Origin of the sequence: Afifella sp. IM 167, from assembly GCF_020144925.1 — a bacterium.
Lineage (GTDB): Bacteria > Pseudomonadota > Alphaproteobacteria > Rhizobiales > Afifellaceae > Afifella.
The window spans coordinates 149,609-175,448 of the sequence record NZ_NSLC01000003.1; the positions used below are offsets into that span (position 1 = coordinate 149,609).

At 67.0% G+C, this 25,840-nt stretch carries 30 protein-coding genes; 23 read left to right on the plus strand and 7 right to left on the minus strand.

What is annotated here, in order from left to right; all coding sequences use genetic code 11:
* Positions 1-233 precede the first annotated feature (233 nt).
* The 5 genes from ccmA to CLD20_RS05940 all read left to right on the plus strand — a co-directional run bounded on the left by ccmA (position 234) and on the right by CLD20_RS05940 (position 3,191).
* On the plus strand, positions 234-827 hold the full coding sequence (ccmA, locus tag CLD20_RS05920; RefSeq protein ID WP_224405964.1) for a heme ABC exporter ATP-binding protein CcmA: 594 nt from the start codon (positions 234-236) through the stop codon (positions 825-827).
* A complete protein-coding gene (gene ccmB, locus CLD20_RS05925; RefSeq protein ID WP_224405677.1) occupies positions 824-1,492 on the plus strand; it encodes a heme exporter protein CcmB in 669 nt (222 codons plus the stop codon). The genes ccmA and ccmB overlap by 4 nt, the downstream gene beginning before the upstream one ends.
* Positions 1,493-1,572: 80 nt before the next feature.
* Positions 1,573-2,367, plus strand: a complete 795-nt coding sequence (locus CLD20_RS05930; RefSeq protein ID WP_224405678.1) for a heme ABC transporter permease — start codon at positions 1,573-1,575, stop codon at positions 2,365-2,367.
* A gap of 7 nt (positions 2,368-2,374) precedes the next feature.
* Positions 2,375-2,548 (plus strand): heme exporter protein CcmD, encoded by a 174-nt coding sequence (ccmD, locus tag CLD20_RS05935; protein WP_224405679.1) that lies wholly within the window; start codon positions 2,375-2,377, stop codon positions 2,546-2,548.
* A 10-nt stretch (positions 2,549-2,558) separates the two neighbouring features.
* Positions 2,559-3,191, plus strand: a complete 633-nt coding sequence (locus tag CLD20_RS05940) for a DsbE family thiol:disulfide interchange protein (protein WP_224405680.1) — start codon at positions 2,559-2,561, stop codon at positions 3,189-3,191.
* A 66-nt stretch (positions 3,192-3,257) separates the two neighbouring features.
* Here CLD20_RS05940 and CLD20_RS05945 read toward each other — a convergent pair whose 3' ends face one another.
* The 5 genes from CLD20_RS05945 to dapF form a co-directional block, all read right to left on the minus strand.
* Positions 3,258-4,037, minus strand: coding sequence for a tellurite resistance TerB family protein (locus CLD20_RS05945; protein WP_224405681.1), 780 nt, complete (start codon positions 4,035-4,037; stop codon positions 3,258-3,260).
* Positions 4,038-4,136: 99 nt separating this feature from the next.
* Positions 4,137-4,754 (minus strand): septation protein A, encoded by a 618-nt coding sequence (locus tag CLD20_RS05950; RefSeq protein WP_224405682.1) that lies wholly within the window; start codon positions 4,752-4,754, stop codon positions 4,137-4,139.
* A gap of 56 nt (positions 4,755-4,810) precedes the next feature.
* Positions 4,811-6,175 (minus strand): signal recognition particle-docking protein FtsY, encoded by a 1,365-nt coding sequence (gene ftsY / locus CLD20_RS05955; RefSeq protein ID WP_224405683.1) that lies wholly within the window; start codon positions 6,173-6,175, stop codon positions 4,811-4,813.
* Positions 6,175-7,446 carry a tRNA (N(6)-L-threonylcarbamoyladenosine(37)-C(2))-methylthiotransferase MtaB gene (mtaB, locus tag CLD20_RS05960; RefSeq protein ID WP_224405684.1) on the minus strand — a complete coding sequence of 424 codons (1,272 nt, stop codon included), beginning with the start codon at positions 7,444-7,446 and terminating at the stop codon, positions 6,175-6,177. Before mtaB ends, ftsY begins: the two co-directional genes overlap by 1 nt.
* Positions 7,443-8,330 (minus strand): diaminopimelate epimerase, encoded by an 888-nt coding sequence (dapF, locus tag CLD20_RS05965; protein WP_224405685.1) that lies wholly within the window; start codon positions 8,328-8,330, stop codon positions 7,443-7,445. The genes mtaB and dapF overlap by 4 nt, the downstream gene beginning before the upstream one ends.
* A 187-nt stretch (positions 8,331-8,517) precedes the next feature.
* On the opposite strand from dapF, the gene CLD20_RS05970 reads away from it, so the two are divergent.
* The 6 genes from CLD20_RS05970 (at position 8,518) to trmD (ending at position 13,488) form a co-directional block, all read left to right on the plus strand.
* Positions 8,518-9,786, plus strand: a complete 1,269-nt coding sequence (locus CLD20_RS05970; protein ID WP_224405686.1) for a YihY/virulence factor BrkB family protein — start codon at positions 8,518-8,520, stop codon at positions 9,784-9,786.
* A gap of 167 nt (positions 9,787-9,953) precedes the next feature.
* Positions 9,954-11,459, plus strand: coding sequence for a signal recognition particle protein (ffh, locus tag CLD20_RS05975; protein WP_224405687.1), 1,506 nt, complete (start codon positions 9,954-9,956; stop codon positions 11,457-11,459).
* A 24-nt stretch (positions 11,460-11,483) separates the two neighbouring features.
* A complete protein-coding gene (gene rpsP / locus CLD20_RS05980) occupies positions 11,484-11,897 on the plus strand; it encodes a 30S ribosomal protein S16 (protein WP_224405688.1) in 414 nt (137 codons plus the stop codon).
* A 30-nt stretch (positions 11,898-11,927) separates the two neighbouring features.
* Entirely contained in the window at positions 11,928-12,476 is a 549-nt protein-coding gene (gene rimM, locus CLD20_RS05985; RefSeq protein ID WP_224405689.1) for a ribosome maturation factor RimM, read from the plus strand.
* Positions 12,473-12,772, plus strand: coding sequence for a putative quinol monooxygenase (locus tag CLD20_RS05990; RefSeq protein WP_224405690.1), 300 nt, complete (start codon positions 12,473-12,475; stop codon positions 12,770-12,772). Before rimM ends, CLD20_RS05990 begins: the two co-directional genes overlap by 4 nt.
* A gap of 8 nt (positions 12,773-12,780) precedes the next feature.
* A complete protein-coding gene (gene trmD / locus CLD20_RS05995) occupies positions 12,781-13,488 on the plus strand; it encodes a tRNA (guanosine(37)-N1)-methyltransferase TrmD (protein ID WP_224405691.1) in 708 nt (235 codons plus the stop codon).
* Here trmD and CLD20_RS06000 read toward each other — a convergent pair.
* Complete coding sequence (locus CLD20_RS06000) at positions 13,470-14,219, minus strand: sulfite exporter TauE/SafE family protein (protein WP_224405692.1); 750 nt, start codon at positions 14,217-14,219, stop codon at positions 13,470-13,472. The genes trmD and CLD20_RS06000 overlap by 19 nt on opposite strands.
* Before the next feature lie 281 nt (positions 14,220-14,500).
* Here CLD20_RS06000 and rplS point away from each other — a divergent pair, with 281 nt between their 5' ends.
* The 6 genes from rplS (at position 14,501) to CLD20_RS06030 (ending at position 20,447) form a co-directional block, all read left to right on the plus strand.
* Positions 14,501-14,965: a 50S ribosomal protein L19 gene (gene rplS, locus CLD20_RS06005; RefSeq protein ID WP_224405693.1), complete on the plus strand. Its 465-nt coding sequence runs from the start codon at positions 14,501-14,503 to the stop codon at positions 14,963-14,965.
* 236 nt (positions 14,966-15,201) lie between these two features.
* Positions 15,202-16,554, plus strand: coding sequence for a substrate-binding protein (locus CLD20_RS06010; protein WP_255599504.1), 1,353 nt, complete (start codon positions 15,202-15,204; stop codon positions 16,552-16,554).
* Positions 16,555-16,650: 96 nt separating this feature from the next.
* Entirely contained in the window at positions 16,651-17,667 is a 1,017-nt protein-coding gene (locus tag CLD20_RS06015; RefSeq protein ID WP_224405694.1) for a branched-chain amino acid ABC transporter permease, read from the plus strand.
* A gap of 107 nt (positions 17,668-17,774) precedes the next feature.
* Complete coding sequence (locus CLD20_RS06020; RefSeq protein WP_370636835.1) at positions 17,775-18,905, plus strand: branched-chain amino acid ABC transporter permease; 1,131 nt, start codon at positions 17,775-17,777, stop codon at positions 18,903-18,905.
* A gap of 4 nt (positions 18,906-18,909) precedes the next feature.
* Complete coding sequence (locus tag CLD20_RS06025) at positions 18,910-19,668, plus strand: ABC transporter ATP-binding protein (RefSeq protein ID WP_224405695.1); 759 nt, start codon at positions 18,910-18,912, stop codon at positions 19,666-19,668.
* Complete coding sequence (locus CLD20_RS06030) at positions 19,668-20,447, plus strand: ABC transporter ATP-binding protein (RefSeq protein ID WP_224405696.1); 780 nt, start codon at positions 19,668-19,670, stop codon at positions 20,445-20,447. The genes CLD20_RS06025 and CLD20_RS06030 overlap by 1 nt, the downstream gene beginning before the upstream one ends.
* Positions 20,448-20,453: 6 nt before the next feature.
* On the opposite strand, the gene CLD20_RS06035 is transcribed toward CLD20_RS06030, so the two are convergent.
* On the minus strand, positions 20,454-21,197 hold the full coding sequence (locus CLD20_RS06035) for a phosphodiester glycosidase family protein (RefSeq protein ID WP_224405697.1): 744 nt from the start codon (positions 21,195-21,197) through the stop codon (positions 20,454-20,456).
* 81 nt (positions 21,198-21,278) lie between these two features.
* Here CLD20_RS06035 and CLD20_RS06040 point away from each other — a divergent pair, with 81 nt between their 5' ends.
* The 6 genes from CLD20_RS06040 (at position 21,279) to CLD20_RS06065 (ending at position 25,775) form a co-directional block, all read left to right on the plus strand.
* Complete coding sequence (locus CLD20_RS06040) at positions 21,279-21,434, plus strand: hypothetical protein (RefSeq protein ID WP_224405698.1); 156 nt, start codon at positions 21,279-21,281, stop codon at positions 21,432-21,434.
* A gap of 53 nt (positions 21,435-21,487) precedes the next feature.
* Complete coding sequence (gene leuC / locus CLD20_RS06045; RefSeq protein ID WP_224405699.1) at positions 21,488-22,900, plus strand: 3-isopropylmalate dehydratase large subunit; 1,413 nt, start codon at positions 21,488-21,490, stop codon at positions 22,898-22,900.
* Positions 22,901-23,083: 183 nt separating this feature from the next.
* Positions 23,084-23,344 (plus strand): hypothetical protein, encoded by a 261-nt coding sequence (locus CLD20_RS06050; RefSeq protein WP_224405700.1) that lies wholly within the window; start codon positions 23,084-23,086, stop codon positions 23,342-23,344.
* On the plus strand, positions 23,337-23,756 hold the full coding sequence (locus CLD20_RS06055; protein ID WP_224405701.1) for a metallopeptidase family protein: 420 nt from the start codon (positions 23,337-23,339) through the stop codon (positions 23,754-23,756). Before CLD20_RS06050 ends, CLD20_RS06055 begins: the two co-directional genes overlap by 8 nt.
* Positions 23,757-23,818: 62 nt before the next feature.
* On the plus strand, positions 23,819-24,424 hold the full coding sequence (gene leuD, locus CLD20_RS06060) for a 3-isopropylmalate dehydratase small subunit (protein ID WP_224405702.1): 606 nt from the start codon (positions 23,819-23,821) through the stop codon (positions 24,422-24,424).
* Between the two features lie 148 nt (positions 24,425-24,572).
* Positions 24,573-25,775 (plus strand): lytic murein transglycosylase, encoded by a 1,203-nt coding sequence (locus tag CLD20_RS06065; protein ID WP_224405703.1) that lies wholly within the window; start codon positions 24,573-24,575, stop codon positions 25,773-25,775.
* The last annotated feature ends 65 nt before the right edge of the window (positions 25,776-25,840 follow it).

The following is a 25,840-nucleotide window of genomic DNA, read 5'->3' on the forward strand; positions in this document are numbered from 1 at the left end:
GGAAAGGCTCCCTCGATCGCCGGCGTCAGAGCACGGGCAGTCGAAATGCCAATGCTGCGCGCACGGTGCGGTTCCGGCGTGGTTTTTCTGGAAGCCGACGGAGAGGAGCGCCTGCCGCCGCCGGTTGCCGGGCATATAGAATATTCTGTAAGCGGAAGCCAGCCGCCTCGGCGGCGTTCGGAAAAAGCAACGCCAGAGAGGCGCTCTTGCCTTCCCAGGATTTCTTTCCCGCGGTGCATGTCGCCGCCGAAGCGCTCGCCTGCGAGCGCGGCGGCCGGCCGATCTTCCATGGCGTCAGCTTCGAACTCTCCGGCGGCGAGGTGCTGGCGATCGTCGGTCCGAATGGGGCGGGCAAGTCGAGCCTGTTGCGCGTCGTCGCCGGGCTGCTGCATCCGGCCGGCGGGCAGGTGCGCATTTCGGCGGGCGATGCGGAGGAGGGCAAACTGCATTTCCTCGCCTATGGCGACGGGCTGAGGAGCGTCTTCACCGTGGAAGAGAACCTGAAGCTCTGGTCGAAGCTTTATGGCGGGGCGGCCGATGCGGGCTCGATCCACGACGCGCTCGAGGAAGTCGGCCTCGCCCATGCCATGCATCTTGCGGCGAGGGCGCTTTCGACCGGGCAGCGCCGCCGCGCCGGGCTCGCCCGCCTTCTCCTGTCGCGCCGGCCGGTCTGGCTTCTCGATGAGCCGACCTCCGGCCTCGACAAGGACGGCGAGGCGATCCTCGGGGCGATGATGAGCGCCCATCTGGCCGCGGGCGGGGCGATCCTGGCGGCGACGCATCTTGCCCTTCCGGTGCCGCCGACCCGGACCATGGAGCTTATATGAGCGCCTTCTCCGCCATCGTCGGCCAGACGGTCTCCGCCTCCTTCCGAGCGGGAGGAGGCGCGCTGACGGGCCTCCTCTTCTTCCTGACCGTGGTTTCGGTTTTCCCGTTCGGCGTCGGGCCGGACCTCAACCTTCTGTCGCGCATCGGGCCGGCGGTGCTGTGGATCGGCGTTCTCCTGTCGCTGCTCCTCGGGCTCGACCGGCTGTTCGGCCAGGACCGCGAGGACGGGGCGCTGGAGTTGATCATGGTCTCCGGCGAGCCGATGGCGGTCTATGTCTTCGCGCGCGCCTGCGGCTACTGGCTGGCGCACGGCCTGCCGATCGTGCTCGCCGCGCCAGTGCTGGGCCTCATCCTCAACCTGACGCCGCTGGCGCTCGGCGCGGTGACGCTGACGCTGCTCGCCGGCTCGCCGGCGCTCGCCATGATCGGTGCCGTCGGCGGGGCGCTGACGGCGGGTCTGGCGCGGGGCGGCATGCTGGCGGCGATCCTCGTCCTGCCGCTTTCCGTGCCGGTGCTGATCTTCGGCGTCGCGGCGGTCAACGGGGCGCTGGCGGACCCCGATCCTTTCCTGGCGCCCTTCCTGATCCTCACCGCCTTCACGCTTTTCTCATCGGTTCTGGCGCCGATCGCGGGCGCAGCGGCACTTCGCCTCGGACTGGATTGATCTAGCTCATGGTAGGCAGGGCTCTCGCATGAGAGCAGGTGACAATTGCTGTCACTCTAGAATGGTCCTAAGTTCTCGCCATGGGTGCCATCTCAAGCCTCGCCAATCCGACCCGGTTCCTGTCCTGGTCGTCGCGGCTCTTGCCGATCGTCTCCGTGCTCGCGGCGGTCACGCTTGCCGTGGGTCTCTACCTGGCGCTCGTGGCCTCTCCCGCCGACTACCAGCAGGGCGACAGCGTGCGCATCATGTACGTGCACGTGCCCGCCTCCTACCTGGCGATGATGTGCTACGTCGTGATGGCGGCCGCCGCGCTCGGCACGCTCGTCTGGCGCCATCCGCTCGCCGACGCCTCGGCGCGGGCGGCAGCGCCGATCGGAGCCGCCTTCACCTTCCTCGCCTTGTTCACCGGCTCCGTCTGGGGCAAGCCGATGTGGGGAACATGGTGGGTCTGGGACGCGCGGCTGACCTCCGTGCTCGTGCTCTTCATCATGTATCTCGGGCTGATCGCGCTGTGGCGCGCCTTCGACGATCCGACGCGCGGCGCCCGGGTCGCCGCCGTGCTCATCCTTGTCGGCTTCATCAACATCCCGATCATCAAGTTCTCGGTCGACTGGTGGAACACGCTGCACCAGCCGGCGAGCATCGTGCGCATGGACGGACCGACCATCGATCCTTCGATGCTGTGGCCGCTGCTCGTGATGATCGCCGCCTTCACCCTCGTCTTCCTGGCGCTGCATCTGGCGGCCATCCGGGCGGAGATCTATCGGCGCCGGGCGCGCACCACCGAAATCATGATCGCGGCGCGGCCCGCCTCGACCGCGGCGCGCTCCGTCGCGGCCTCGCCGGCGGGCGTTCCCCCGCAGGCAGCCGGTTGAGGACGCCATGACGCATCTTCCCTTCATCATCGCCGCCTACGGAGCGACGGCCCTCGTCATCACCGGCCTCGTCGTCTGGGTGAGCCTCGACGTGCGGGTGCAGAAGCGCCGCCTGGAAGAGCTGGAAAAAGCCGGGCCGCGGCGGCAGAGACAGCAGAGACGTCACGGCATCCAGGCGTGAGAGCAGGATCATGAGCCAGAAGAAGGAAAGCCGGGACGAGCGCGCGTCCGGAGGCGAAGCCGTTCCGGCGAAGGCCTCGGCGATGCGCTTCTGGCTCGTGCTGCCGCTGGTGGCGTTCCTGGCGCTCGCCGGGCTCTTCTACGCCCAGCTCGGCCACGACGCCTCGGAGATCCCCTCCGTCCTCATCGGCAAGGAAGTGCCAGATTTCGACCTGCCGCCACTCTTCGATGACGGCAAGGGCGTTTCCAGGGCCGATCTTCAGACCGGCGTCCATCTCGTCAATATCTGGGCGTCCTGGTGCGTGCCGTGCAGGGCCGAGCACCCGATCCTGATGCAGCTTTCCGAAGACAGCCGCTTCGACATCTTCTCGATCAACTACAAGGACAAGCCCGAGAACGCCCGCCGCTTCCTCGGCACCCTCGGCAATCCGTTCGACCGTATCGGAACGGACGAGAAGGGCCGCTCGGCCATCGACTGGGGCGTCTATGGCGTGCCGGAAACCTTCATCGTCAAGGACGGGCGCATCGTCCACAAGCATGTCGGGCCGCTCAACACGGAAGCCTTCAACACCGACTTCCTTCCCGCGCTCGGCCGGGCCCTCGGCGAGGACCTGACGCAGAAGCCGGACGAGCCGACGAGCTGATCGCGCCGACGAGCTGATCGCAATGCCGGGCGGCGCTATCAGGCCCCGCCGTCGCGCGCGACGCGCCTATTCCTGCGCCTCGTCCGTGGCGCGGCGGATTTCCGCCGTCAGCCCCTCCGGCAGGCCGAGACGGGCGGCCAGCATGTCGAGATAGGCCTTCTCGGCCGGATGGTCGGGATCGATGGCGAGTAGCGAGGCGGCATAGAGCTCGGCGGCGGCCTCCTCGTTGGGGGTTTTCTCCACCAGATCGTCGATGGAGAGCGGCCGGCGCATCTCGTCCACGAGGGCGCCCTTTTCTTCCGGCTCGAGATCCAGCGCATCGATACGGGCGAAGATCGCCTCCTGCTCGCGCGGGTCGATGTAGCCGTCGGCCCTTGCGGCCGCGATCATCGCCGAGAGCATGAGGCTGGCGCGCTCGTTCGCCTCGCGCCCCTGCGGCTGGAAGGCCGTGCCGGCAGGTGAGGGCAGTTCGGCCGGCGCCTGATGCGAGAGCTGCGGCTGATTCTGCGGCGCCGCGCCCGCATTCTTCGACCGATCGTTCTTTGCCTGATGGTTCTGCCAGGCCTTGTAGGCGAGGCCCGCGACGAGGGCCATGCCGCCATATTTGGCGGCCTTGCCGGTCAGCCTGCGGCCGCGCTTGGAGCCGAGGAGATAGGTGGCGAGACCGCCGGCGAGTGCGCCCTTCAGCGCGGCATCGCGGTCACCGAAGAAGCCGCCGATCTTCTCCTGAATCGAGCCCTCCTGTATCGAGCGGGCACCGGCCTCTGCAGGCTGGCGCGCGCCCTTCGCGCCACCGGTGCTTCCGGCGCCCAGGAACTCGTCGAGAAGCTTCTGCGGGTCGAACATCAGGCGGGTCCTTTCTTGGTCGTCACATCCGGACCCGGATATCGGAACGCGCCTGCCGCCGCGCAATCGCGGCCCGCACCGGCGGCGATGACGAAGCCGTTATTTGCCGCCGCCCAGCGGCTCCGTGGCATGGCGGTTGATCAGCGGCATCTGCGTCAGGGTGAAGACGATGGTCAGCGGCATGATGCCGAAGACCTTGAAGCTCACCCAGAAGTCGGTGGAAAAATTGCGCCAGACGACCTCGTTGAGGATGGCGAGGGCGAAGAAGAACAGCCCCCAGCGGAAGGTGAGCTTCCTCCAGCCCTCCGCGTCCAGCCGGAAGACGCTGTCGAAGACGTAGCCGAGCAGGGAGCGGCCGAAGACGAGCCCGCCGAGGAGCACCGCGCCGAAGAGCGCGTTCACGATGGTCGGCTTCATCTTGATGAAGACGTCGTCGTGCAGGAAGAGCGTCAGCGTGCCGAAGACGAGGACGACGACGCCGGTGACGACCGGCATGATCGCCAGGCGCTTCGTCAGGATCCAGGAGGCGGCGAGCGCCACGGTGATCGCCGCCATGAAGGCGGCCGTCGCCACGAAAATGTCGAAGCGGGCATTGGCGAAGAAGAAGACGACGAGGGGCCCGAGCTCGAGAGCGAGCTTGACCAGCGGATGCGGGTGGTCGCGCTTGGGGTCGTCGAGATCGCGCTCGAAGAGTTCGTGATCGTCCTTGTCGCTCATAGGCGGGCTATGTGCGGAGTGGCCGATGCGATGTCAATCGTGCCCCCCGCCACGCCTCAGAGCCCCGCAATGGCGCGGGCGAAATCCTCCGCCTGAAAAGGCTGGAGATCGTCGACGCCTTCCCCCACGCCGATGAAATGCACGGGCAGGGCGTGCTTTGCCGCAATGGCGACGAGGATGCCGCCGCGCGCCGTGCCGTCGAGCTTGGTCATCACGAGGCCGGTGACGCCCGCCTTCTCGCCGAAGATCTCCACCTGCGACATGGCGTTCTGTCCGGTCGTGGCGTCGAGCGTGAGCAGCGTGCGGTGCGGCGCGCCCGGATCGTGTTTCTTGATGACGCGCACGACCTTTTCCAGCTCCGCCATCAGCTCGGCGCGGTTCTGCAGGCGCCCGGCCGTGTCGATGATAAGGACCTCGGTGCCGGCCTTCTTCGCCGCCTCCATGGCGTCGTAGGCGAGGCCGGCGGCATCGGAGCCCTGTTCGCGGGCGATGACCTCGGAGCCGGTGCGCTCGCCCCAGATCTTCAGCTGCTCGATGGCGGCGGCGCGAAAGGTGTCGCCGGCGGCCAGCATGACGGAGCGGCCCTCGGCGCGCAGCTTTGCGGCGAGCTTGCCGATCGTCGTCGTCTTGCCGGAGCCGTTGACGCCGACGACGAGGATGACGAAGGGCTTCTTGGAGCCGTCGATCGCAAGCGGCACCGCCACCGGAGCGAGAGCCTTTGCCACCTCGTCGGCCAGGATCGCCTTGATCTCTTCCTCGCCGACCGACTTGTCGTAACGCTCCTTCGCCAGCCGCTCGGTGATGGCGCTCGCCGTCTGGACGCCGAGATCGGCGGAGATGAGGACGTCCTCCAGTTCCTCCAGCGTCTCGTCGTCGAGCCGGCGGCGGGTGAACGAGCCGGTGATGCGCGAGGTGATCGAGGTGGAGGATTTGGAGAGGCCGGCCGTCAGCCGCTGCAGCCAGCCCTGGCGCGTCGCTCCGGCGGCGGGCGCCGGCTCTTCGACCTGGACGACCTCCGGCTCAAGCTCTTCGGCTCCGGAGTCCAGGGGTCCGTGCTCCAGGGCCTCGGATTCCAGGGGTTCGGCGGGCTCGGGGGAGCGGCGGGCCTCCGGTCCGGGCGCTGCGAGGTCCGTACGCGGGGGCTCCGCTTCATCCGGCCGAGATGGCGCTCCCGGAAAGGCCGGCTCGCGGAAGGGCTCTTTCGCGCCGGCCTCGTCCTGGCCGGCCGGTTCGTCCGCCTGGGGCGTCTCTTCGTCGAGCGCCTTGCCCCCAGCCTTTTCTTGGGCCCCGGCCTTCTCTTGGGCTTCGACCTTCTCCTGCGCCTCGGCTTCTTCAGCCTCGGCCGCTTCCGTCTCGTTCTCGGAGGGCTTTTTCTCCTGGCCGAAGAGCCGGCGGAAGAAACCCTTGCTTTCCTTTGCCATCACGCTGCCTGAGCCAGTCTCTCGGTGGTGAGCGCGCCGCTTTCGACGCCGGCGATGCGGGCCGTCAGGATCTCTCCGGCCTCGCCCCCCGCAATGCGGGCGAGGGCGAAATGCTCGCTGCGGGCCGAGCCTTCCTTCTCCACCAGAAGCGAGCGCACCTTGCCGACCTCGCCGAGAAGGAAGGCGTGCTGTGCCGCATCGCCCGCCTCGCGCAGGCGCCGGGCGCGGTCCTTCACTTCCTCGCGGGCAAGCTGGGGCATGCGGGCCGCGGGCGTACCGTTGCGCGCCGAGAAGGGGAAGACGTGCAGGAAGGTAAGCCCGCAATCTTCGATGAGACGGATGGAGTTTTGGAACATCTCCTCCGTCTCGGTGGGGAAGCCGGCGATGAGATCGGCGCCGAAGACGATGTCGGGGCGCAGCCGCCGCGCCTCCTCGCAGAAGCGGATGGCGTCGTCCCTAAGGTGCCGGCGCTTCATGCGCTTCAGGATCATGTCGTCGCCGGCCTGGAGCGAGAGATGCAGGTGCGGCATCAGCCGCTCCTCCTCGGCGATGGCGCGCATCAGTTCGTCGTCCGCCTCGATGGAATCGATGGAGGAAAGGCGCAGGCGCGTCAGCTCCGCCACGTTCTTCAGGATGGTGCGCACCAGGCGGCCAAGCCGCGGGCTGCCGGGCAGGTCGCCGCCCCAGGAGGTGAGGTCGACGCCGGTGAGCACGATCTCGCGGTAGCCGGCGGCCACCAGGCGGCGCACCTCCTCCACCACCGGGCCCATGGCGACGGAGCGCGAATTGCCGCGTCCGTAAGGGATGATGCAGAAGGTGCAGCGGTGGTCGCAGCCATTCTGCACTTGGACGAAGGCTCGGGTGCGGCCCTCGAAGGCGTCGACGAATTGCGGCGCCGTCTCTCGGATCGCCATGATGTCGGAGACGACGATCTTCTCGGCAGGCGGCAGGTCGAGCGGCGAGCGAGCGACGCGCGCCCAGGCGGAACGCTCCGTCTTCTCGGCGTTGCCGAGGACGAGATCGACCTCCTCCATGGCGGCAAAGGTCTCGGGCTCGGTCTGCGCGGCGCAGCCGGTGACGACGATGCGGCGGCCGGGATTTTCCCGCCTCGCCCTGCGGATCGCCTGGCGCGCCTGTCGCACGGCCTCGGCCGTGACGGCGCAGGTGTTGACGATGATGGCATCGTCCATCGCCTCGCCGGCCTCGCGCCGCATGATCTCCGACTCGTAGGTGTTGAGCCGGCAGCCGAAGGTGAGGATGTCGAGGCTCATCCGGTCGCCGCCTCCCCGGCTGCGTCGGACCGCCTCCAGGCGCCGCTCTGCGCGTCGAGGAAACCGGAGAATTCAAGCTCGACCGGGCCGGTCATCCAGATGTGGTCGCGTTCGTCCCAGCGGATGAGGAGATCGCCCCCGGGCATGGAGATGGTGGCGGCCCGATCGGTGCGGCCGGTGCGGGCGGCGCAGACGAGGCTCGCGCAGGCGCCCGTGCCGCAGGCCCGCGTCAGGCCGGCCCCGCGCTCCCAGGTGCGGATGGTGATGGCGCTTCGCCCGGTCACATGCGCCACGGTGATGTTCGCCCTTTCGGGGAAGATCGGGTGGTTCTCCAGCATCGGCCCGAAGATCTCGATCTGGTGGGCGTCGACGTCCTCGACCCAGAAGACGGCGTGCGGATTGCCGACATTGACGACGGAGGGCGAATGAAGGACCGGCGCGTCGACCGGGCCGATCTGCAGTTCGATGGCGCGCGTGTCGTGGAATTCCTCGGCGAGGGGGATCGCCTGCCAGTCGAAACGCGGCTCGCCCATGTCGACGGAAATCGTGCCGGTGCCGTCGATCTCGGCGAGGAGCAGGCCGGCGCGGGTCTGGATGGAGGCGGTTCGCGCGCCCGTCTCGGCCATGACCAGCGATGCGATGCAGCGTGTGGCGTTGCCGCAGGCGGCCACCTCGCCGCCATCGGCATTGTCGATGCGCATGAACACGTCGGCGCCGGCCGGCGAGCGCTCGATGGTGATGAACTGGTCGAAGCCGATGCCGGCGGCGCGGTCGGAAAGCTTGCGGATCACCTCCGCCGACGGGCGCATGCCGCCCCTTCTCGCATCAACGACGGCAAAGTCGTTGGCAAGTCCGTTCATCTTCAGGAAAGGCGTCTCGTTCATCGGCGCCTATATGGGCGAAAGATCGCCGAAACGCCAGAAGGGCCTCGTTTTCCGCCCGGCGCTTAAGGCCGCGGTCTTGCTCATTTTGGTGCGTGATGGAGGAGCCGGGGCGCACCAGGCGCATACGGGCAGCCTGTGGGCGCGGAACCTTCGCACCCTCCGCCGATTGTCGGCGAAAGGGAGACCGATGCTGCAGCGAAGCCAGAGCCATGCCCATTCCAGCGCGACGGAGCCAATCGATCCGCGCGGCCGCCTTGCCAACACGCCGAGCGAGATCCCGCCGAAAGGCTGGCGCGACATCCTGTGGCGGGTCAGCCAGGAGATCGGCGAGGACCGCGTCTCGCTGGTCGCCGGCGGGGTCACCTTCTATCTGCTCCTGGCCGCCTTTCCCGCCCTCGGCGCGCTCGTCTCCATCTACGGGCTCTATTACGATCCTGCCAATCTCGCCGCCCAGCTCCAGTCGCTTCAGGCGGTGATGCCGCAATCGGGCATGGACATCCTGCAGGAGCAGCTCACCCGCCTCGTCAGCGCCGAATCCGCTTCCCTCAGCTTCGCCTTCCTGTTCGGCCTTGGCCTGTCGCTGTGGAGCGCCAACAAGGGCGTGAAAGCGCTCTTCCAGGCGCTCAACGTCGCCTATGAGGAGAAGGAGAAGCGCTCCTTCGTGCTTGTGAACGCGGTTTCGCTCCTGTTCACTTTCGGCTTCATCGTCCTCGTCATCCTTTTCCTCAGCGCCACCGTCGTGGTGCCGGCCGTCCTCACCTTTCTCGGCCTGAAGGAGGGCTGGATCGTCGCGATGATCCGATGGCCGATCCTTTTCCTCGTCGCCGCCGGGGCGATCTCCACGCTCTACCGCTTCGGGCCGAGCCGGCCGCCGATGCGCTGGCGCTGGGTCTCCTGGGGCGGGACGATCACGGCGCTCGTGTGGATCGCCGCTTCCATCCTCTTTTCCTGGTACATCTCCAATTTCGCCGACTACAACGCCACCTACGGTTCGCTGGGCGCCGTCATCGGCATGATGATGTGGATCTGGGTCTCGGTCTTCGTGCTTCTGGCCGGGGCCGAGCTCAATGCCGAGATGGAGCACCAGACGGCGCGCGACACGACGCTGAGGCCGGAAAAGCCGCTCGGCATGCGCGGCGCGCATATGGCCGACACGATCGGCAAGGGGCTCGACGGCTCCGGCGGCGGGGCCGGCATCGATCTCTTCGGCTCGCGCCAGCCGCTGGCGAAGGGCGCGGGCTTCAGCCTCGGCGAACTCATCACCATCGGCATTCCGTTCGTGCTTCTCGGCATCCTCCTGACGCCGGCCGGAAAGGCCAGGCCGCGGCCCGGGAAGGCGAAGTCCCGAAAGGCGAAGCCCGGAAAGGCGAAGAAGGACAAGAAGGCGGACGACGCCCCGAGCACCTGGCAAACGCTGAACCTGTGGGCGGAGCGGGCGGAGCGCCTGATGAAGTGAGGCGGTGCGGGCCAAGCTTGACTTGCCCGCCCCCAGAGCTTACCTCACCGCCACTCTTTTAAAGAGCCAGAATTCACGCCGCCGACCGGAACGGGATTCCGGAGGTCACCACCCGTCAGCGAGGTTTCGCCCGCGGGTGCAATCTGCATTGGACGCCTGAGAGCATCATGTTCGATACCCTCTCCGATCGCCTTTCCGGCATCTTCGACAAGATCACCGGGCGTGGCGCGCTTTCCGACAAGGACGTCGCCGAAGCGCTGCGCGAGGTGCGCCGGGCGCTGCTGGAAGCCGACGTCGCGCTGGAGGTCGTCAAGACCTTCACCGACAAGGTGCGCGAGCGCGCCGTCGGCGCGGAAGTCGTGCGCTCCGTCAAGCCGGGCCAGATGGTGGTCAAGATCGTCCACGACACGCTCGTGGAGACGCTCGGCGCCGAGGCTTCGGAGATCAGCCTCCACGCCGCTCCGCCGGTCGCGATCATGATGGTCGGCCTGCAGGGCTCGGGCAAGACGACGACCACGGCGAAGATCGCCAAGCGTCTGTCGGAGCGCGACAAGAAGAAGGTCCTGATGGCCTCGCTCGATACGCGCCGTCCGGCCGCGCAGGAGCAGCTGAAGATCCTCGGCGAGCAGATCAGCGTCGCCACGCTGCCGATCGTCGCCGGCCAGGGGCCGGTCGATATCGCCCGGCGCGCCCAGAACGCGGCGAAGCTCGGCGGCTACGACGTCGTCATGCTCGACACGGCCGGCCGCACGCATATCGACGAGCCGCTGATGATCGAGATGGAGGAGGTGAAGCGGGCCACCAACCCGCATGAAATCCTCCTCGTCGCCGACGCGCTGACCGGCCAGGACGCCGTCAACGTGGCGCGCTCCTTCAACGAGCGCTGCGCCGTCACCGGCATCGTCCTGACCCGCATCGACGGCGACGGGCGCGGCGGCGCCGCGCTTTCCATGCGCGCCGTCACCGGCAAGCCGATCAAGCTCATCGGCACCGGCGAGAAGATCGACGCCATCGAGGCCTTCCATCCCTCGCGCATCGCCGACCGTATCCTCGGCATGGGCGACATCGTCTCGCTGGTGGAAAAGGCCTCCGAGCAGATCGATCAGGAGAAGGCCCTCCGCACCGCCCAGAAGCTGAAGAAGGGCGAGTTCAACCTGGAAGATTTCGCCGAGCAGCTGCGCCAGATGGAGAAGATCGGCGGCATGTCCGGGATCATGGGCATGATGCCCGGCATCGGAAAGATGAAGAAGCAGGTGGCTGCTTCCGGCATCGACGACCGGATCATCAAGCGCCAGCTCGCCATCATCTCCTCCATGACGAAGGTGGAGAAGGAAAAGCCCGCGCTGATGAACGCCTCGCGCAAGAAGCGCGTGGCGGCCGGTTCGGGCGTCGAGGTGCAGGACGTCAACAAGCTCCTCAAGATGCACCGGCAGATGTCGGACATGATGAAGAAGCTCGGCCGCAACAAGAAGATGGCCGGCCTGTTCGGCGGCGGCGCGCAGCCCGATCCGGCGATGCTGGAAGAAATGCAGAAAAGCGGCGGCATGCCGGGCGGGATGGGCGGCATGCCCCCCGGCATCGGCGGCATGCCTTCAGGATTTCCCGGGCTGCCGGGAATGGGTGGCGGCGGGTTCCCCGGCCTGCCGGGCCTCGGAAGAGGCAAGAAGAAGTAATTCGAACAGACCAGGAAGACCGACATGAGTGTGAAACTGAGACTGGCCCGCGGCGGCACCAAGAAGCGCCCGTTCTACCGGGTCGTGGCCGCCGACGAGCGGGCCCCGCGCGACGGGCGCTATATCGAGCGCCTCGGCACCTACAACCCGCTCCTGCCGAAGGACCATGCCGAGCGCGTCGTCCTCAATACGGAGCGCGTCCAGTACTGGCTCTCCCAGGGCGCCCAGCCGACGGACCGCGTGCTGCGCTTCCTCGATGCGGCCGGCCTTGCCAAGCGCCCGGCGCGCAACAATCCGAACAAGGCCGAGCCCGGCGCCAAGGCCAAGGAGCGGCTGGAAGCTCGCCGCCAGGCCGAGGAAGACGCCAAGGCTGCCGCCGAGGCACCGGCCGAGGAAGCCGCTGGCGAAGAGGCCCCGGCCGAAGAGGCCGCGGAATAGTCTCCGCGGCGTGAAAGGCGGGTCGGCGTCATGTCTGAACAGCGCGGCCTTCTCCTCGTCGCGCAGATCGGCCGGCCCCACGGGGTGAAGGGCGAGGTCCGGGTGAAGTGCTTCACCGCCGACCCGCTCGCCCTTGCCGATTACTCCCCGCTTACCGGCGAAGACGGACGGCGCCTTGCCGTCGTCTCGCTGCGGCCGGACAAGGGCGACATGGTCGTCGCCCGCTTCCAGGGCGTCGGCGACCGCAGCGCCGCCGAGGCGCTGGGCGGGCTCGGGCTCTATGTGCCGCGCGAGGCGCTGCCGGAGGCGGAGGAGGACGAGTTCTACCATGCCGATCTCATCGGACTGGAAGCCCGCTCGCCCTCCGGCGAGCGGCTCGGGCGCGTCCAGGCCATCCACGATTTCGGGGCCGGCGACGTCCTGGAGGTGAAGCCGCCGCAGGGCGCGAGCTTCCTTCTCGCCTTCACCCGCGAGAACGTGCCGGAGATCGATCTTTCCTCCCGTTTCCTCATCCTCGATTTGCCCGAGGAGGTGGAAGTGCGCGAAGAAGGGGCGGGTAGCGAAGAGGAGACCCCATGATCAGCGTCGCCGGCCATTTCCGACTTCCCGAGGGTACGCAGGACGCCTTCCTGCCGCATGCGCGGCGGATGCTGGCCGCCACCCGCCACGAGGAGGGCTGCCTCCTCTACACCTACGCGTTCGACGCGGAGGACCCGCATCTCGTCCGCGTCTACGAGGAATGGGAGAGCTGGGATCATCTTGCCGCCCATGGGCAGGCGCCGCATATGGCGATCTGGCGCGCCGCGCTCGGCGAGATCGGTACCTACGACCGGTCCATCAAGGCTTTCGAGGCGGGCGAGGCGAAGGCCGTCTGAGCGCCGAGATGGGTTTTTCCGCCAGCATCCTCACTCTCTTTCCCGAGATGTTTCCAGGTCCCCTCGGCCTTTCCCTCGCGGGCAAGGGGCTGAAGGAGGGAATCTGGAGCCTTGAGGCCCGCAATATCCGCGAGCACGGGCTCGGCACGCACCGGATGGTGGACGACACGCCGGCCGGCGGCGGGCCGGGTATGGTGATGCGCGCCGACGTCATCGCCGCTGCCATCGACGCCGCCTCGCCGGAAGGCGATTCCCGCCCGCGGCTGCTGATGAGCCCGCGGGGCAGGCCGCTCGACCAGAGGCGCGTGCGCGCTCTCGCCGAGGGGCCGGGGGCTCTGATCGTCTGCGGACGCTTCGAGGGTGTCGACGAGCGCATCATCGAGGCGCGCGGGCTGGAAGAGGTCTCGCTCGGCGATTTCGTGCTTTCCGGCGGCGAGGTGGCGGCGATCGCGCTCCTCGACGCTGTGGTGCGGCTCCTGCCCGGCATCATGGGCAAGGAAGCCTCCGGCGAGGAGGAGAGCTTTGAGGCGGGCCTCCTGGAATATCCGCATTACACCCGCCCGGCCGAGTTCGAGGGCCGCGCCATACCCGCCGTGCTGACCTCCGGCCATCACGGCGAGGTGGCGAAGTGGCGGCGCGCCGAAGCGCTGAGGATCACCCGCGAGCGCCGGCCGGACTTGCTTCGCGAGGTCGCGGATCAGCCCGTGACGAAATAGTAGACGGTCAGGAAGAGGCCGACGGCGATGACGAAGCCGCGTACCCAGGCCTGCGGGAAGCGGCGTGCGGCGGCGACGCCGAGATAGCCGCCGATGGCGACGGCGATCAGCATCACCCAGGCCGCGCTCCACGCGATCAGCCCGCCATTGACGAAGACGATGATGGCGATGATGGCGATGACGACGGAGAGCAGCGTCTTGATGGCGTTGAGGCGGTGAAAGTCCTCGCCCTCGGTGAGGCCGAGCGAGGCGAGCATCATGATGCCCATGCCGGCGCCGAAGAAGCCTCCGTAGATGGCGACGAGGAACTGGATCGCCCAGGCGACAAGGGGAGAGGCGTGCATCTGCCGCGCCTTCAGCGCCCTGGTGATGCGCGGGCCGGCGGCGAAGAGGGCCGTCGCGGCGATCAGGAGCCAGGGCACCATCGCCCGGAATTGCGGATTGTCGAGCGCCAGCAGGATCAGAGCGCCGACGAGGCCGCCGAGGGCGGAGACGATGAGGAAGGGAAGCGCGGCGCGGCCGATCACCTTCAGTTCGCGGCGGTAGGCGAGGGTGGAGGTGACATAGCCCGGAAACTGGGTGATGGAGCTCGTCGCATTCGCCGTGATCGGCGGCAGGCCGACGAGGGTCAGGGCGCCGAAGGCAATGAACGTGCCCCCGCCGGCGACGGCATTGATGGCGCCGGAGACGAAGCCGGCGGCAACCAGGATCAGGATCTCGAAAACAGACATGTATGGGCAAAGGCTCCGATTGCGGGGCCGCAATCTCTAGCCGGTTCGCGCCGAGGCGGAAACCGTGCGGGCTGGCGGGGGGCGCGAAGGGGCACTCGCCGGCGCTCCTCCTGTCACAGCCACGTCATTTTGCAGCCCCGGGGCGTCGACAGGCGATGCGCTTCGGTGTATATGGCCGCCAACTTTCCGATCCCAGATACGAAACAAAGCCGCGAGCCGGCCGTTTCGTCGCGGAGCAATCCGTCGAAACAGGCGCACGCGGGCGGCAAGAGGTTTGAGAGATGAACGCGATCCAGGAGATCGAGCAGGCCGAAATGGCCGGCATCGTCGAGAAGCGGGTCATTCCCGAATTCGAGGCTGGCGACACGGTGCGCGTGCATGTGCGCGTGACGGACGGCAACCGCACGCGCCTGCAGGCTTATGAGGGCGTGGTGATCGGTCGTTCCGGCGGCGGCGTCAACGAGAGCTTCACGGTGCGGAAGATCTCCTACGGCGAGGGCGTGGAACGCGTCTTCCCGATGTGCTCGCCGCTGATCGAGAAGCTCGAGGTGGTGCGCCGCGGCAAGGTCCGCCGTGCCAAGCTCTATTATCTGCGCGGCCGCCGCGGCAAGTCCGCGCGCATCGCCGAGGATGCGCGGGTGCGCGCCAAGCGGCTCAATGAGGCAGCCCGCGAAATCGCGGCCGCCGAGCGCGCTGAAGCCAAGCAGGCGAAGGAAGCGGCCAAGGCCGAGAACGCTGAAGCGTAAGCCAAAAGCCTGAATTTTCGAAGAATTTTCCGAAAGGCGGCCTGCGGGCCGCCTTTTTTATTGCTTTGCACAAGAGCTCCGCTGCTCTGCACAAGACCTGCGTTTTTCGCATAGCAGCTATCGAAAGTAGTATTGTAAGCCCCTCAGAGGACCGATAGCGACGGCAACGGCGAACATGCGTCGCCCAATCGCGGTTCGCCGCCAACGAATTGAATATCGGGAGGGACTGAACGTCCATGAGCATCATCGACAAGAAGAGTCTGACTCGCCGCACGCTGCTGAAAGGCTCCGCTGCGGGCGCAACTCTGCTCGCCACGCCGTATTTCTTCACCAAGGGCGCCTACGCCGCCGAGTATTGCAACATGCCTGGCGGCGATACCGTCACGCTGGGCTTCAACGTGCCGCAGACCGGCCCGTATGCGGATGAGGGCGCCGACGAGCTGCGCGCCTTCCAGCTGGCCGTGAAGCACCTCAACGGCGAGGGCGACGGCGGCATGCTGAACACCTTCAAGCCGTCCAATCTCAAGGGCAACGGCATCCTCGGAAAGAAGGTCGCCTACGTCACGGGCGACACGCAGACCAAGTCGGATGCCGCCCGCGCATCGGCCAAGCGCATGATCGAGAAGGACGGCGCCCTGATGATCTCCGGCGGCTCCTCGTCGGGCGTCGCGGTGGCGGTGCAGTCGCTCTGCCAGGAGACGGGCGTCATCTTCATGGCGGGCCTCACCCACTCCAACGACACGACCGGCAAGGACAAGCGGCGCTACGGCTTCCGCCACTTCTTCAACGCCTACATGTCCGGCCAGGCGCTCGGCCCGATCCTCGCCCAGGAATACGGCAAGGACCGCAAGGCCTATCACCTGACCGCCGATTACACCTGGGGCTGGACGCAGGAAGAATCGATCAAGAACGCGACCGAGAATCTCGGCTGGGAGACCGTTGCGGCGGTCCGCACGCCGCTCGGTGCCGGCGACTTCTCGCAGTATCTGACGCCGGTGCTCAATTCGGGCGCCGACGTCTTGATCCTCAACCATTACGGCGCCGACATGGTGAACTCGCTTCGCCAGGCGGTCCAGTTCGGCATGCGCGAGAAGCAGGTCAACGGCAAGGACTTCCAGATCGTCGTGCCGCTCTATTCGGAGCTGATGGCAATGGGCGCCGGCGAGGCCGTGAAGGGCATCCTCGGCACCGCCAACTGGAACTGGCAGCTCGACAACGACGGCACCCGCGCCTTCGCCAAGTCCTTCGGCGAGGAATACGGCCAGCCGCCGTCCCAGGCTGCCCAGACCTGCTACGCGCAGACCCTGCTTTATGCCAATGCCTGCGAGACGGCCGGCGAGTTCACGCCGCCGGCGGTGATCAAGGCGATGGAAGGCTTCGAGTTCGACGGCCTCGGCAACGGCCAGACGCTCTATCGCGACGCGGACCACCAGTGCTTCAAGCCGGTGCTCGTCGTGAAGGGCAAGGAGAACCCGGAGAACCAGTTCGACATCCTGGAGGTCGTGGAAGTCGTGCCGACCGAGAAGGTCATGTACGACCCGTCGATCTTCGGCGGCGAGCTCGGTCCCTACGAGGTCCAGGGCTGCTGAGCCTGAAACTACGGACGGCCGGTCGCCCCTGGCGGCCGGCCACCTCCCACCTGATCTTCTTCAATCGGCTCGCCCGTTAACCGGGTCGGAGTGGACATGGACGCGATCGTTCTTCAGATTCTGAATGGCCTCGACAAGGGAGCCGCCTATGCGCTGATCGCGCTCGGGCTGACCCTCGTCTTCGGCACGCTGGGCGTCGTCAACTTCGCCCATGGAGCGCTCTTCATGCTCGGCGCCTTCTGCGCCGTCACCATGCAGTACCTCCTCACGCTCTCCACCCGCGTCAAGGACGAGAGCATCACCTTCTTCGAAGCCTACAAGGAAGTGCCGTATCTGGAGGGCTGGTTCGGCGACTGGGGCCGGATGATCATCGACTATTCGGTGCCCATCTCGATCCTGTTGACCATCCCTGTGATGCTGATCTTCGGCGTCGTGATGGAACGCGGCCTGATCCGCTACTTCTACAAGCGCAGCCACGCCGAGCAGATTCTCGTCACCTTCGGCCTCGCGATCGTGCTGCAGGAGATCATCAAGGCCGTCTTCGGCGCCAATCCGGTGCCGATCCAGGCGCCCTCCGCGGTGGCGGGATCGGCTTCCATCGGCGAATGGTTCGGCCTTGGTCCGGCGATCTCCTATCCCTGGTGGCGCCTGGTCTACCTCACCTTCTCCGTCGTCGTGCTCGCCGGCGTCTTCGCCTTCCTGCAGCTCACCACTTTCGGCATGACGGTGCGGGCGGGCATGCGCGACCGCGAGACGGTCGGGCTCCTCGGCATCGATATCGAAAAGCGCTTCATCATCGTCTTCGCGCTCGCCGCCATCGTCGCGGGCATGGCGGGAACGATGTACGCGCCGATCCTCGCTCCGAACTACCATCTCGGCATGGACTTCCTGGTGATCTCCTTCGTCGTCGTCGTGGTCGGGGGCATGGGATCGCTCGGCGGCGCCGTCCTCGCCGGCTTCCTTCTCGGCATCCTTCAATCCTTCGCTTCCATGACGGAAGTGAAGGACATCTTTCCCGGCATCGACCAGATCATTATCTATCTCGTCGCGGTGGTCATCCTGCTCGTGCGGCCGCGCGGCCTGATGGGCCGGTCCGGCATCATGGAGACGTGAGCATGAGCGCGCCAACCACCGCCGCGGAGCGCAAGAAGGCGATCTCCGACCCGGATTTCGACGTCTCCACCCGGCAGCTGCCGCCCCGGGGGCCCGAAACCAAGCCGATGACGAATGTCGACAAGGACTGGCTCGCCATCGTCGCCTTCACCGTCATCGTTCTGGGCATGCCCTGGTGGCTGCAGCCGCTGGGCGCGGCCTATCCGGACCTGATGCAGAAGTTCGCGATCTACGGGATCTTCGCGCTCGGCTTCAATCTGCTGTTCGGCCTGACGGGCTATCTCTCCTTCGGCCATGCCGCCTTCCTCGGCATCGGCTCCTATGCCGCCGTCTGGTCCTTCAAGCTGTTCACGATGAACATCATCCCGGCGGTGCTGTTCGCCATGCTGGTGGCGGCCGTCGCGGCGGTGTTCATCGGCTTCATCAGCCTCAGGCGATCGGGGATCTACTTCTCGATCCTGACGCTGGCGCTCGCCCAGATGTGCTACAACCTCGCCTATTCGGTGCTGACGCCGATCACCAACGGCGAGACGGGCCTGAGGGTGCTGCGCGACGATCCGCGCGTCCTCGACGCGATGACGGGCACGGAGCGCACCGGCTCGCTGATCGGCTCGCTCTTCGGCGAGAAGATGGTCGGCTATCCGGGCTTCTATCTGTGTGCCGTGCTCCTCATCATCGCCTTCTACATCGCGCTCAGGATCATGCGCTCGCCCTTCGGCATGATGCTGCGGGCCATCAAGTCCAACCAGCACCGTATGATCTATACGGGCTTCAATCCGCGGCCCTACATGCTGACGATCTTCGTCGTCTCGGGCATGTATTCCGGCCTTGCCGGGGCGCTGCTGGCCATTACCGACCCCCTGGCAGGGGCGGAGCGCATGCAGTGGACGGCTTCCGGCGAGGTGGTGCTGATGACCATCCTCGGCGGCGCGGGGACGATCTCCGGGCCGATCCTCGGCGCGGGCATCATCAAGTATTTCGAGAACATCTTCTCGGCCCTCAACGACAGTGCCCTGTCCTCGGCCTTCTCTTTCCTGCCGCCGGCGCCGAGGGAATTCCTCGTCACCATCGTCAGTCCCTTCGTGGGCGAAGGCTGGCACCTGACGCTCGGCATCCTGTTCATGGTGATCGTCATCTTCCTGCCGGGCGGCATCATGGAAGGCATTCGCCGGATCTGGAAGCTGGTGACCCGGCGCGGGTCCTCGAGCTCGAAGACCGAAGTGCAGCCGGCGGAGTGAAGACATGAGCAACGCCGTCCTGCACGTTTCCAACGTCCAGAAGAGCTTCGGGGGCCTTCGCGCTCTCACCGACATCGACCTTGAGGTGGAGCAGGGCAAGACCCACGCCATCATCGGCCCCAACGGGGCCGGCAAGTCGACCCTTCTCAATGTCTGCATCGGCCGCCTGCCGCCCGATTCCGGCAAGGTGATCTTCGCCGGCCAGACGATCACCGGCCGCGCGCCCTACGAGATCAACCAGCTCGGCGTGGCGCGCGTCTTCCAGACGCCGGAGATCTTTCCGGACCTGTCGCTGCTGCAGAACGTGATGGTGCCGGCCTTCGCCAAGCGTGACGGCACGTTCCGCATGAACGCGCTCTCCTCGCTGGAGAAGGAAAAGGAGCTGAGGGCGGAAGCGGAGCACCTTCTGGAAGAATTCGGTCTCCTGCATCTTTATGCCAAGCAGGCCGCCTCGCTGTCGCGCGGCGACAAGCGCCGGCTGGAGCTCGCCATGTGCCTCATCCAGCATCCCAAGCTCCTGCTCCTCGACGAGCCGACGGCGGGCATGTCGCGCCACGACACCAACCGCACCATCGATCTTCTGCAACGGATCAAGGAGCGGGGCATGACCAAGGTCATCATCGAGCACGACATGCATGTCGTCTTCTCTCTGGCGGACCGGATCTCCGTCCTTGCCCAGGGCAAGATCATCGCCGAGGGCGCCCCGGACGAGGTTCGCGGCAATCCGAAGGTGCAGGAAGCCTATCTCGGAGGAGCGCATTGATGAACGCGATGACGACGTCGGCCGAGCCGGTGACGCCCACAGAGGCGGCGAATGTGCCGGCCGAGACGCCGGCACAGCCCTACTTCGTCGCGCGCGACCTGCACGCCTATTACGGCGAGAGCTACATCGTGCAGGGCGTCAGCTTCGAGGTGCACGAGAAGGAAGTCCTGGCGCTGCTGGGCCGCAACGGCGCCGGCAAGACCTCCACGCTGCGGACCATCGCCCGGGCGCCGAGCCCGGAATTGAAGACCGGCGAGATCTGGCTGAACGACCTGCCGCTGCACAAGATGGTCTCGCACCAGGCGGCGCGGGCGGGGGTCGTGCTGGTGCCGGAGGATCGGCGCATCATTCCGGGCCTCACCGTGGAGGAAAATCTCGTCTTGTCTCGCATCGCCGAGCCCTGCGGCTGGGAGCTGGAGCGCATCTACGAGCATTTCCCGCGGCTGGCGGAACGGCGCGGCCAGGAGGCGACGACCATGTCGGGCGGCGAGCAGCAGATGCTCGCGGTCGCCCGCGCGCTCGCCCGCGACCTCAAGCTCCTCCTCCTCGACGAGCCCTATGAGGGGCTTGCGCCTGTGATCGTGCGCGAGATCGAGAAGATCGTCGCCGAGATCAAGGAGCTCGGCATCACCACCATCATCGTGGAGCAGAACGCCATCGCCGCGCTGCAGCTCGCCGACCGGGCGATCATCCTCGACATGGGCGAGGTGGTCTATGAGGGCACCGCCAAGGAAGTGCTGGAGAACGAGGATCTGCGCCACGAATATCTGGCGGTGTGACCCGGCCTATCGGGCCTGCGTCACCGCGATGATCGGGCCGACCGGGAAGAAGCCCCCGAAGCGGCGGATCCCCGGCGCGTAGATGGCGGAGATCGAGCCGTCGAGGAAGAGAGCGTCCTTGCAGCCGATCTTCTCCTTAAAGAGCCCGGAAAATTCCCAGAAGGTCACCGGCCCGTCGGAGATGGCAAAGACCGCTTCGCCGCGCGGCGTGACGCAGACGCCGTTGCGCAGCTTGGCGCTGTCGCTGTGTTCCAGGAAGCGCGGATGGCGCTTGCCGCCGACGAGGAGCATCGGGCCGGACTGGGTGGCGAATTCGGCCGGCGGCTTCCTGCGCAGAAATTCCTTCGTCTCCATCACGCCCGCCTTGCCCTGGCCGATCCAGAAGACGCCGTTCGGCAGCATATGGAAGTTGCCAGGCCCTTCATGGGTGTTGGCCGGCTTCAGCGTGCGGCCTTCTTCCATATAGAGCCCGACCGGCTGCAGCCTGTCGTCGTACATGCCGCCGTTCATGGCGAAGACGAGCTCTTTTCCCTCCTTCTCGACCGCCGATTTCAGCGCCGAGAAGGAGCCGTAGGGCTTGCCGGAAGCACCGCTGAGGTAGGTGCGCAGCGCCGCCCGCGCCGGATCGAAACGGCAGACGGAATAGGCGTTCTGCCCGTCACGCAGCGTTTCGCAGGCGGCGGCGCCGGCCGCGGCCGGGGCGAGGCAGGCGATGGCGGAAAGAAGAAGGGCGGTCAGACGCATCGGCATCGGTTATCTCCCGGCCAGGAAAATGTCACCCGCGCCGCCCGAGAATTGTGAGATGCCGGCACCCTTGCTATATGGAGGCCCATGTCGCCGCAGGGAAATTTCCCGGCGCGGCCGCGGCAAGTCGCGGTCGGCGCCCGCACCACGCTCGCCTTTGCGGCGATCGGCGACCATCAGCGCCTGCCCTGGCGCTTCTTTGCGCGTCTCTTCGCCTCCGACGGTTCGCTTATCGGCGGCTGACAAAACCGCCGCCAACCGATCCTTCGAACGCCATTTTCCGAAAGCCGAGAGACATGAAACCGAGAACACTCTACGACAAGATCTGGGACGACCATCTGGTCGACACGCAGCCGGGCGGCACCTCGCTGCTCTATATCGACCGCCATCTCGTCCATGAAGTGACGAGCCCGCAGGCCTTCGAGGGCCTGAGGATCGCCGGCCGCCAGGTGCATGCGCCGGACAAGACGCTCGCCGTCGTCGACCACAACGTGCCGACCACCGACCGCTCCAAGGGCATCGACGATCCGGAATCGGCCGTGCAGGTCGGCGCGCTCGCCAAGAACGCCGCCGATTTCGGCATCGAGTATTACAACGAGCTCGATAAGCGGCAGGGCATCGTCCACATCATCGGGCCGGAGCAGGGCTTCACCCTGCCGGGCATGACGATCGTCTGCGGCGACAGCCACACTTCCACGCATGGCGCTTTCGGCGCGCTTGCCCACGGCATCGGCACCTCGGAGGTGGAGCATGTCCTCGCCACCCAGACGCTGATCCAGTCCAAGGCGAAGAACATGCGCGTCACCGTCGACGGCAAGCTGCCGGATGGCGTGACGGCCAAGGATATCATCCTCGCCATCATCGGAGAGATCGGCACGGCCGGCGGCACCGGCCATGTCATCGAATATGCCGGCGAGGCGATCCGCGCCCTGTCCATGGAAGGGCGGATGACGGTCTGCAACATGTCGATCGAGGCGGGCGCGCGCGCCGGCATGATCGCGCCCGACGAGACGACCTACGCCTATATCGCCGACCGGCCGCGGGCGCCCACGGGCACCGCCTGGGACATGGCCAAGGCCTATTGGGAGAGCCTTCCTTCCGACGAGGGCGCGCATTTCGACCGCGAGGTGCGGCTCGACGCGGCTTCGCTGCCGCCGATCGTCACCTGGGGCTCCTCGCCGGAGGACGTCATCTCGGTTCTCGGCGCGGTGCCCAATCCGGACGACATCGCCGACGAGAACAAGCGTGCCTCCAAGTGGCGGGCGCTGAAATACATGGGCCTGACGCCGGGCACCAAGATCACCGACATCACGCTCGACCGCGTCTTCATCGGCTCGTGCACCAACGGGCGGATCGAGGATCTGAGGGAAGCGGCGAAGGTGGCCGAAGGCCGCAAGGTCGCGGACAGTGTCCAGGCGATGGTCGTGCCGGGCTCCGGCCTCGTCAAGGCGCAGGCCGAGGCGGAGGGGCTCGACAAGATCTTTCTCGCCGCGGGCTTTGAATGGCGCGAGCCGGGCTGCTCCATGTGCCTGGCCATGAACGCCGACAAGCTGGCGCCTGAAGAGCGCTGCGCCTCCACCTCGAACCGCAATTTCGAGGGACGCCAGGGCTTCAAGGGGCGCACGCACCTCGTCTCGCCGGCCATGGCCGCGGCGGCCGCGATCGCCGGTCACTTCGTCGACATCCGCGAATGGGACCGCCAGGGCTAGCCGGGCGCAAGGGAAATGCGGAAAGGGGCCGTTTCCGGACGGCCCTTTTTCTTTGTCTCGCTTGCATGCCTTTTTCGGGGCCTGTGCCGCGGGACCCATGCCGCAAGGCTCGTGCCGTAGCGCGCTTGGCGGGGCTTGAGCGGGGCCTTAGGCTCGCATCCGGGCAGGCGAAGGAGCACATGCATGCCGCAGGAGCGGGACGAGGCGCGGCGGCGCGAGGCCGAGGACGCGCTGAAACGCGTCAGCCGGGACAGCGAGTCGATCGGGACCTCCTCCTTCGCGCGGGCGGCGGGCCAGGCGAAGGGGCACTTTTCGGGGGCGGACGCCCCGCAACAGGACCGGATCGAAGTCTGGGGCCGGCGCGTCGGCCGCGGCCTCGCCCTTGTCTTCGTCCTGTGGCTTCTCTGGCATCTTGTGAGCACCTATCTCTTGCAACATGCATGACGGTTTTTCTTCCGCTGCCGCCTTCGGTCGCGGCCCCGACCTTGCCGAGTTCGAGCGCCTCGCGGTGGCGGCCTACGACGCCCTGCCGGCGGAGTTCCGCAGGCTTACGGGCGATATCCAGATCCGCGTCGCCGAAGCCGCCGACCGGGATGCGCTCGACGAGCTCGACATCGACGACCCGCTCGATCTTCTCGGCCTCTTCGAGGGGATCGGCCTGGCCCATGGCGGGGCGACGCCCTACACCGGCGCCCTGCCCAACCGGGTGTGGCTCTACAGGCGGGCGATCCTCACCTACTGGCGCGAGAACGAGGAGCGGCTGGAAGACATCATCACCCATGTCCTCATCCACGAGATCGGCCATCATTTCGGCCTTTCCGACGACGACATGGACGAACTCTACGAGGGCGAGTGAGGCCGCGCCCGCTTGACGCCCGCAACGCTCCGACGCATGAGAAGCGGCGAAAGGAAGCTGCCATGGAAAAGTTCACGACCCTGACGGGCGTTGCCGCCCCCCTGCCGATCGTCAATGTCGACACCGACATGATCATTCCCAAGCAGTTCCTGAAGACGATCAAGCGCACCGGCCTCGGCGCCTCGCTCTTCTACGAGCAGCGCTTCAACGAGGACGGCTCGGAGAACGAGGATTTCATCCTCAACAAGCCGGCCTATCGGAACGCCAAGATCCTGGTCGCGGGCGACAATTTCGGCTGCGGCTCCTCGCGCGAGCATGCGCCCTGGGCGCTGCAGGATTTCGGCATCACCTGCGTGATCTCCACCTCCTTCGCCGACATTTTCTACAATAACTGCTTCAAGAACGGCATTCTGCCGATCGTCGTCAGCCCCGAAGAGCTGGAAAAGCTCATGGACGACGCGTCGCGCGGCTCCAATGCGACCCTGACGGTGGACCTGGAGGCCGAGGAGATCCGCGGCCCGGATGGCGGCCGCATTCCCTTCAAGATCGACGCCTTCCGCCGGCACTGCCTCTTGAACGGCCTCGACGATATCGGCCTGACGATGCAGAAGTCCGAGGCGATCCAAGGCTATGAAGGGCGGATGAGCGAGAACCGGCCCTGGGTCTAGGTTGCGACGGCTCCGGCCGAAGCGGGAAATTTCTGGCCGTTTTTTCAGATGCTTACGAAATTGTGAGCGGCCCGGCCGGGGCCGGCGGGATTCTCATCGCGTCCGAATCCGTTTAGACAGGCGCTGCAACCAGCCAGCGGAGTGCAGGATGCGGACTGCAATCTTCGGTGGGCACAAGGTGGCGATCGCCCTGGCGCTTTGCGCGGGTCTCGCCCTGCCGGCGCCCGCCCTCGCGGCCAGCTTCTCGGCCTGTGTCGACACCCTGACGCGCCAGGTCGTGGCGGAAGGGGTCAGCCGGCGCGTCGCCGAGCGTGCGCTCGGTGCCGCGCGCTACGACGAAGAGGTGATGCGCAAGGCGCGCGCCCAGCCGGAATTCAAGACGCCGATCTGGGACTATATGGGCTTCCTCGTCGACGAGCAGCGGATCGCCGACGGCCAGACCATGATGCGGCGCTACGACCGAGTCCTGCGGGAGGCCGAGCGGCGCTTCGGCGTCAACCGCTACGTCATCGCGGCGATCTGGGGCGTGGAAAGCAATTACGGTCAGGATGCCGGCGACGACTTCCTGCCGCACGCGCTCGCCAACCTCGTCTGCGGCGGGGTGCGGGCCAAGTTCTTCCGCGGCGAGCTCGTCGCGGCCCTTGAGCTTGTCGACCGGGGCGACCTGGAGCTCGAGGAGCTCTACGGCTCCTGGGCCGGCGCCTTCGGCCAGACGCAGTTCATTCCCTCCACCTATCGCCGGCTCGCCGTCGACGGCGACGGCGACGGCAAGCGCGACCTGGTCAAGTCGGCGGCCGATGCCCTCGCCTCGACGGCCAACTATCTCGACAAGGCGGGATGGCGGAAGGGCGAATCATGGCTGATCGAGGTGAAGGCGCCCGACAGCTACAAGGGGCCGACCGGGAGGGGGCGCAAGGCGAGCCTTTCCACCTGGGCCAAGCGCGGCATCGTGCGGGCCGACGGGGCGCATCTTGCCGGCGGGGCGCAGGCGGGCCTTCTCCTGCCGTCTGGGCCGAAAGGGCCGGGCTTCCTCGTCTTCCGTAACTTCGATGCGATCTATTCCTACAATCAGGCGGAGAGCTATGCGCTCGCCATCTCGCATCTGGCCGACCGGCTCGCCGGCTATCCGGGGCTGCGGACCGCCTGGCCGACCGACGATCCGCCGCTGTCGCGGGCGCAGCGCTTCCAGCTGCAGAGGCTCCTGCTCGCCAAGGGCTACGATGTCGGCGAGGCGGACGGGAAGATCGGCCCGCAGAGCCGGGCCGCCATCGAGGCGGCGGAGAAGCGCTTCGGCATGCCACCGACCGGCCGGCCGGGCGGCAAGATCTACCGGGCGCTTGGCGGGCGCTGAGCGTCACGCTCGTCAGGTCGTCGGCGCCGGGGTTCGTCACAAACGGGTTCACACGACAAGCAGAA

What these genes read in the sequence shown, in the direction of transcription:
- CLD20_RS06015 (WP_224405694.1), top strand. Translation starts at nt 16,651, where the DNA reads ATGGACGCGATCGTTCTTCAGATTCTGAATGGCCTCGACAAGGGAGCC.
- CLD20_RS06020 (WP_370636835.1), top strand. Translation starts at nt 17,775, where the DNA reads ATGACGAATGTCGACAAGGACTGGCTCGCCATCGTCGCCTTCACCGTC.
- trmD (WP_224405691.1), top strand. Translation starts at nt 12,781, where the DNA reads ATGGGTTTTTCCGCCAGCATCCTCACTCTCTTTCCCGAGATGTTTCCA.
- mtaB (WP_224405684.1), bottom strand. Translation starts at nt 7,446, where the DNA reads ATGAGCCTCGACATCCTCACCTTCGGCTGCCGGCTCAACACCTACGAG.
- ccmD (WP_224405679.1), top strand. Translation starts at nt 2,375, where the DNA reads ATGACGCATCTTCCCTTCATCATCGCCGCCTACGGAGCGACGGCCCTC.
- leuC (WP_224405699.1), top strand. Translation starts at nt 21,488, where the DNA reads ATGAAACCGAGAACACTCTACGACAAGATCTGGGACGACCATCTGGTC.
- rimM (WP_224405689.1), top strand. Translation starts at nt 11,928, where the DNA reads ATGTCTGAACAGCGCGGCCTTCTCCTCGTCGCGCAGATCGGCCGGCCC.
- CLD20_RS05945 (WP_224405681.1), bottom strand. Translation starts at nt 4,037, where the DNA reads ATGTTCGACCCGCAGAAGCTTCTCGACGAGTTCCTGGGCGCCGGAAGC.
- CLD20_RS06065 (WP_224405703.1), top strand. Translation starts at nt 24,573, where the DNA reads ATGCGGACTGCAATCTTCGGTGGGCACAAGGTGGCGATCGCCCTGGCG.
- dapF (WP_224405685.1), bottom strand. Translation starts at nt 8,330, where the DNA reads ATGAACGAGACGCCTTTCCTGAAGATGAACGGACTTGCCAACGACTTT.
- CLD20_RS06010 (WP_255599504.1), top strand. Translation starts at nt 15,202, where the DNA reads ATGAGCATCATCGACAAGAAGAGTCTGACTCGCCGCACGCTGCTGAAA.
- ftsY (WP_224405683.1), bottom strand. Translation starts at nt 6,175, where the DNA reads ATGGCAAAGGAAAGCAAGGGTTTCTTCCGCCGGCTCTTCGGCCAGGAG.
- CLD20_RS06050 (WP_224405700.1), top strand. Translation starts at nt 23,084, where the DNA reads ATGCCGCAGGAGCGGGACGAGGCGCGGCGGCGCGAGGCCGAGGACGCG.
- leuD (WP_224405702.1), top strand. Translation starts at nt 23,819, where the DNA reads ATGGAAAAGTTCACGACCCTGACGGGCGTTGCCGCCCCCCTGCCGATC.
- CLD20_RS06025 (WP_224405695.1), top strand. Translation starts at nt 18,910, where the DNA reads ATGAGCAACGCCGTCCTGCACGTTTCCAACGTCCAGAAGAGCTTCGGG.
- CLD20_RS05930 (WP_224405678.1), top strand. Translation starts at nt 1,573, where the DNA reads ATGGGTGCCATCTCAAGCCTCGCCAATCCGACCCGGTTCCTGTCCTGG.
- CLD20_RS06055 (WP_224405701.1), top strand. Translation starts at nt 23,337, where the DNA reads ATGCATGACGGTTTTTCTTCCGCTGCCGCCTTCGGTCGCGGCCCCGAC.
- CLD20_RS06035 (WP_224405697.1), bottom strand. Translation starts at nt 21,197, where the DNA reads ATGCCGATGCGTCTGACCGCCCTTCTTCTTTCCGCCATCGCCTGCCTC.
- CLD20_RS06040 (WP_224405698.1), top strand. Translation starts at nt 21,279, where the DNA reads ATGTCGCCGCAGGGAAATTTCCCGGCGCGGCCGCGGCAAGTCGCGGTC.
- ffh (WP_224405687.1), top strand. Translation starts at nt 9,954, where the DNA reads ATGTTCGATACCCTCTCCGATCGCCTTTCCGGCATCTTCGACAAGATC.
- CLD20_RS06030 (WP_224405696.1), top strand. Translation starts at nt 19,668, where the DNA reads ATGAACGCGATGACGACGTCGGCCGAGCCGGTGACGCCCACAGAGGCG.
- CLD20_RS06000 (WP_224405692.1), bottom strand. Translation starts at nt 14,219, where the DNA reads ATGTCTGTTTTCGAGATCCTGATCCTGGTTGCCGCCGGCTTCGTCTCC.
- rplS (WP_224405693.1), top strand. Translation starts at nt 14,501, where the DNA reads ATGAACGCGATCCAGGAGATCGAGCAGGCCGAAATGGCCGGCATCGTC.
- CLD20_RS05950 (WP_224405682.1), bottom strand. Translation starts at nt 4,754, where the DNA reads ATGAGCGACAAGGACGATCACGAACTCTTCGAGCGCGATCTCGACGAC.
- ccmB (WP_224405677.1), top strand. Translation starts at nt 824, where the DNA reads ATGAGCGCCTTCTCCGCCATCGTCGGCCAGACGGTCTCCGCCTCCTTC.
- CLD20_RS05940 (WP_224405680.1), top strand. Translation starts at nt 2,559, where the DNA reads ATGAGCCAGAAGAAGGAAAGCCGGGACGAGCGCGCGTCCGGAGGCGAA.
- rpsP (WP_224405688.1), top strand. Translation starts at nt 11,484, where the DNA reads ATGAGTGTGAAACTGAGACTGGCCCGCGGCGGCACCAAGAAGCGCCCG.
- CLD20_RS05970 (WP_224405686.1), top strand. Translation starts at nt 8,518, where the DNA reads ATGCTGCAGCGAAGCCAGAGCCATGCCCATTCCAGCGCGACGGAGCCA.
- CLD20_RS05990 (WP_224405690.1), top strand. Translation starts at nt 12,473, where the DNA reads ATGATCAGCGTCGCCGGCCATTTCCGACTTCCCGAGGGTACGCAGGAC.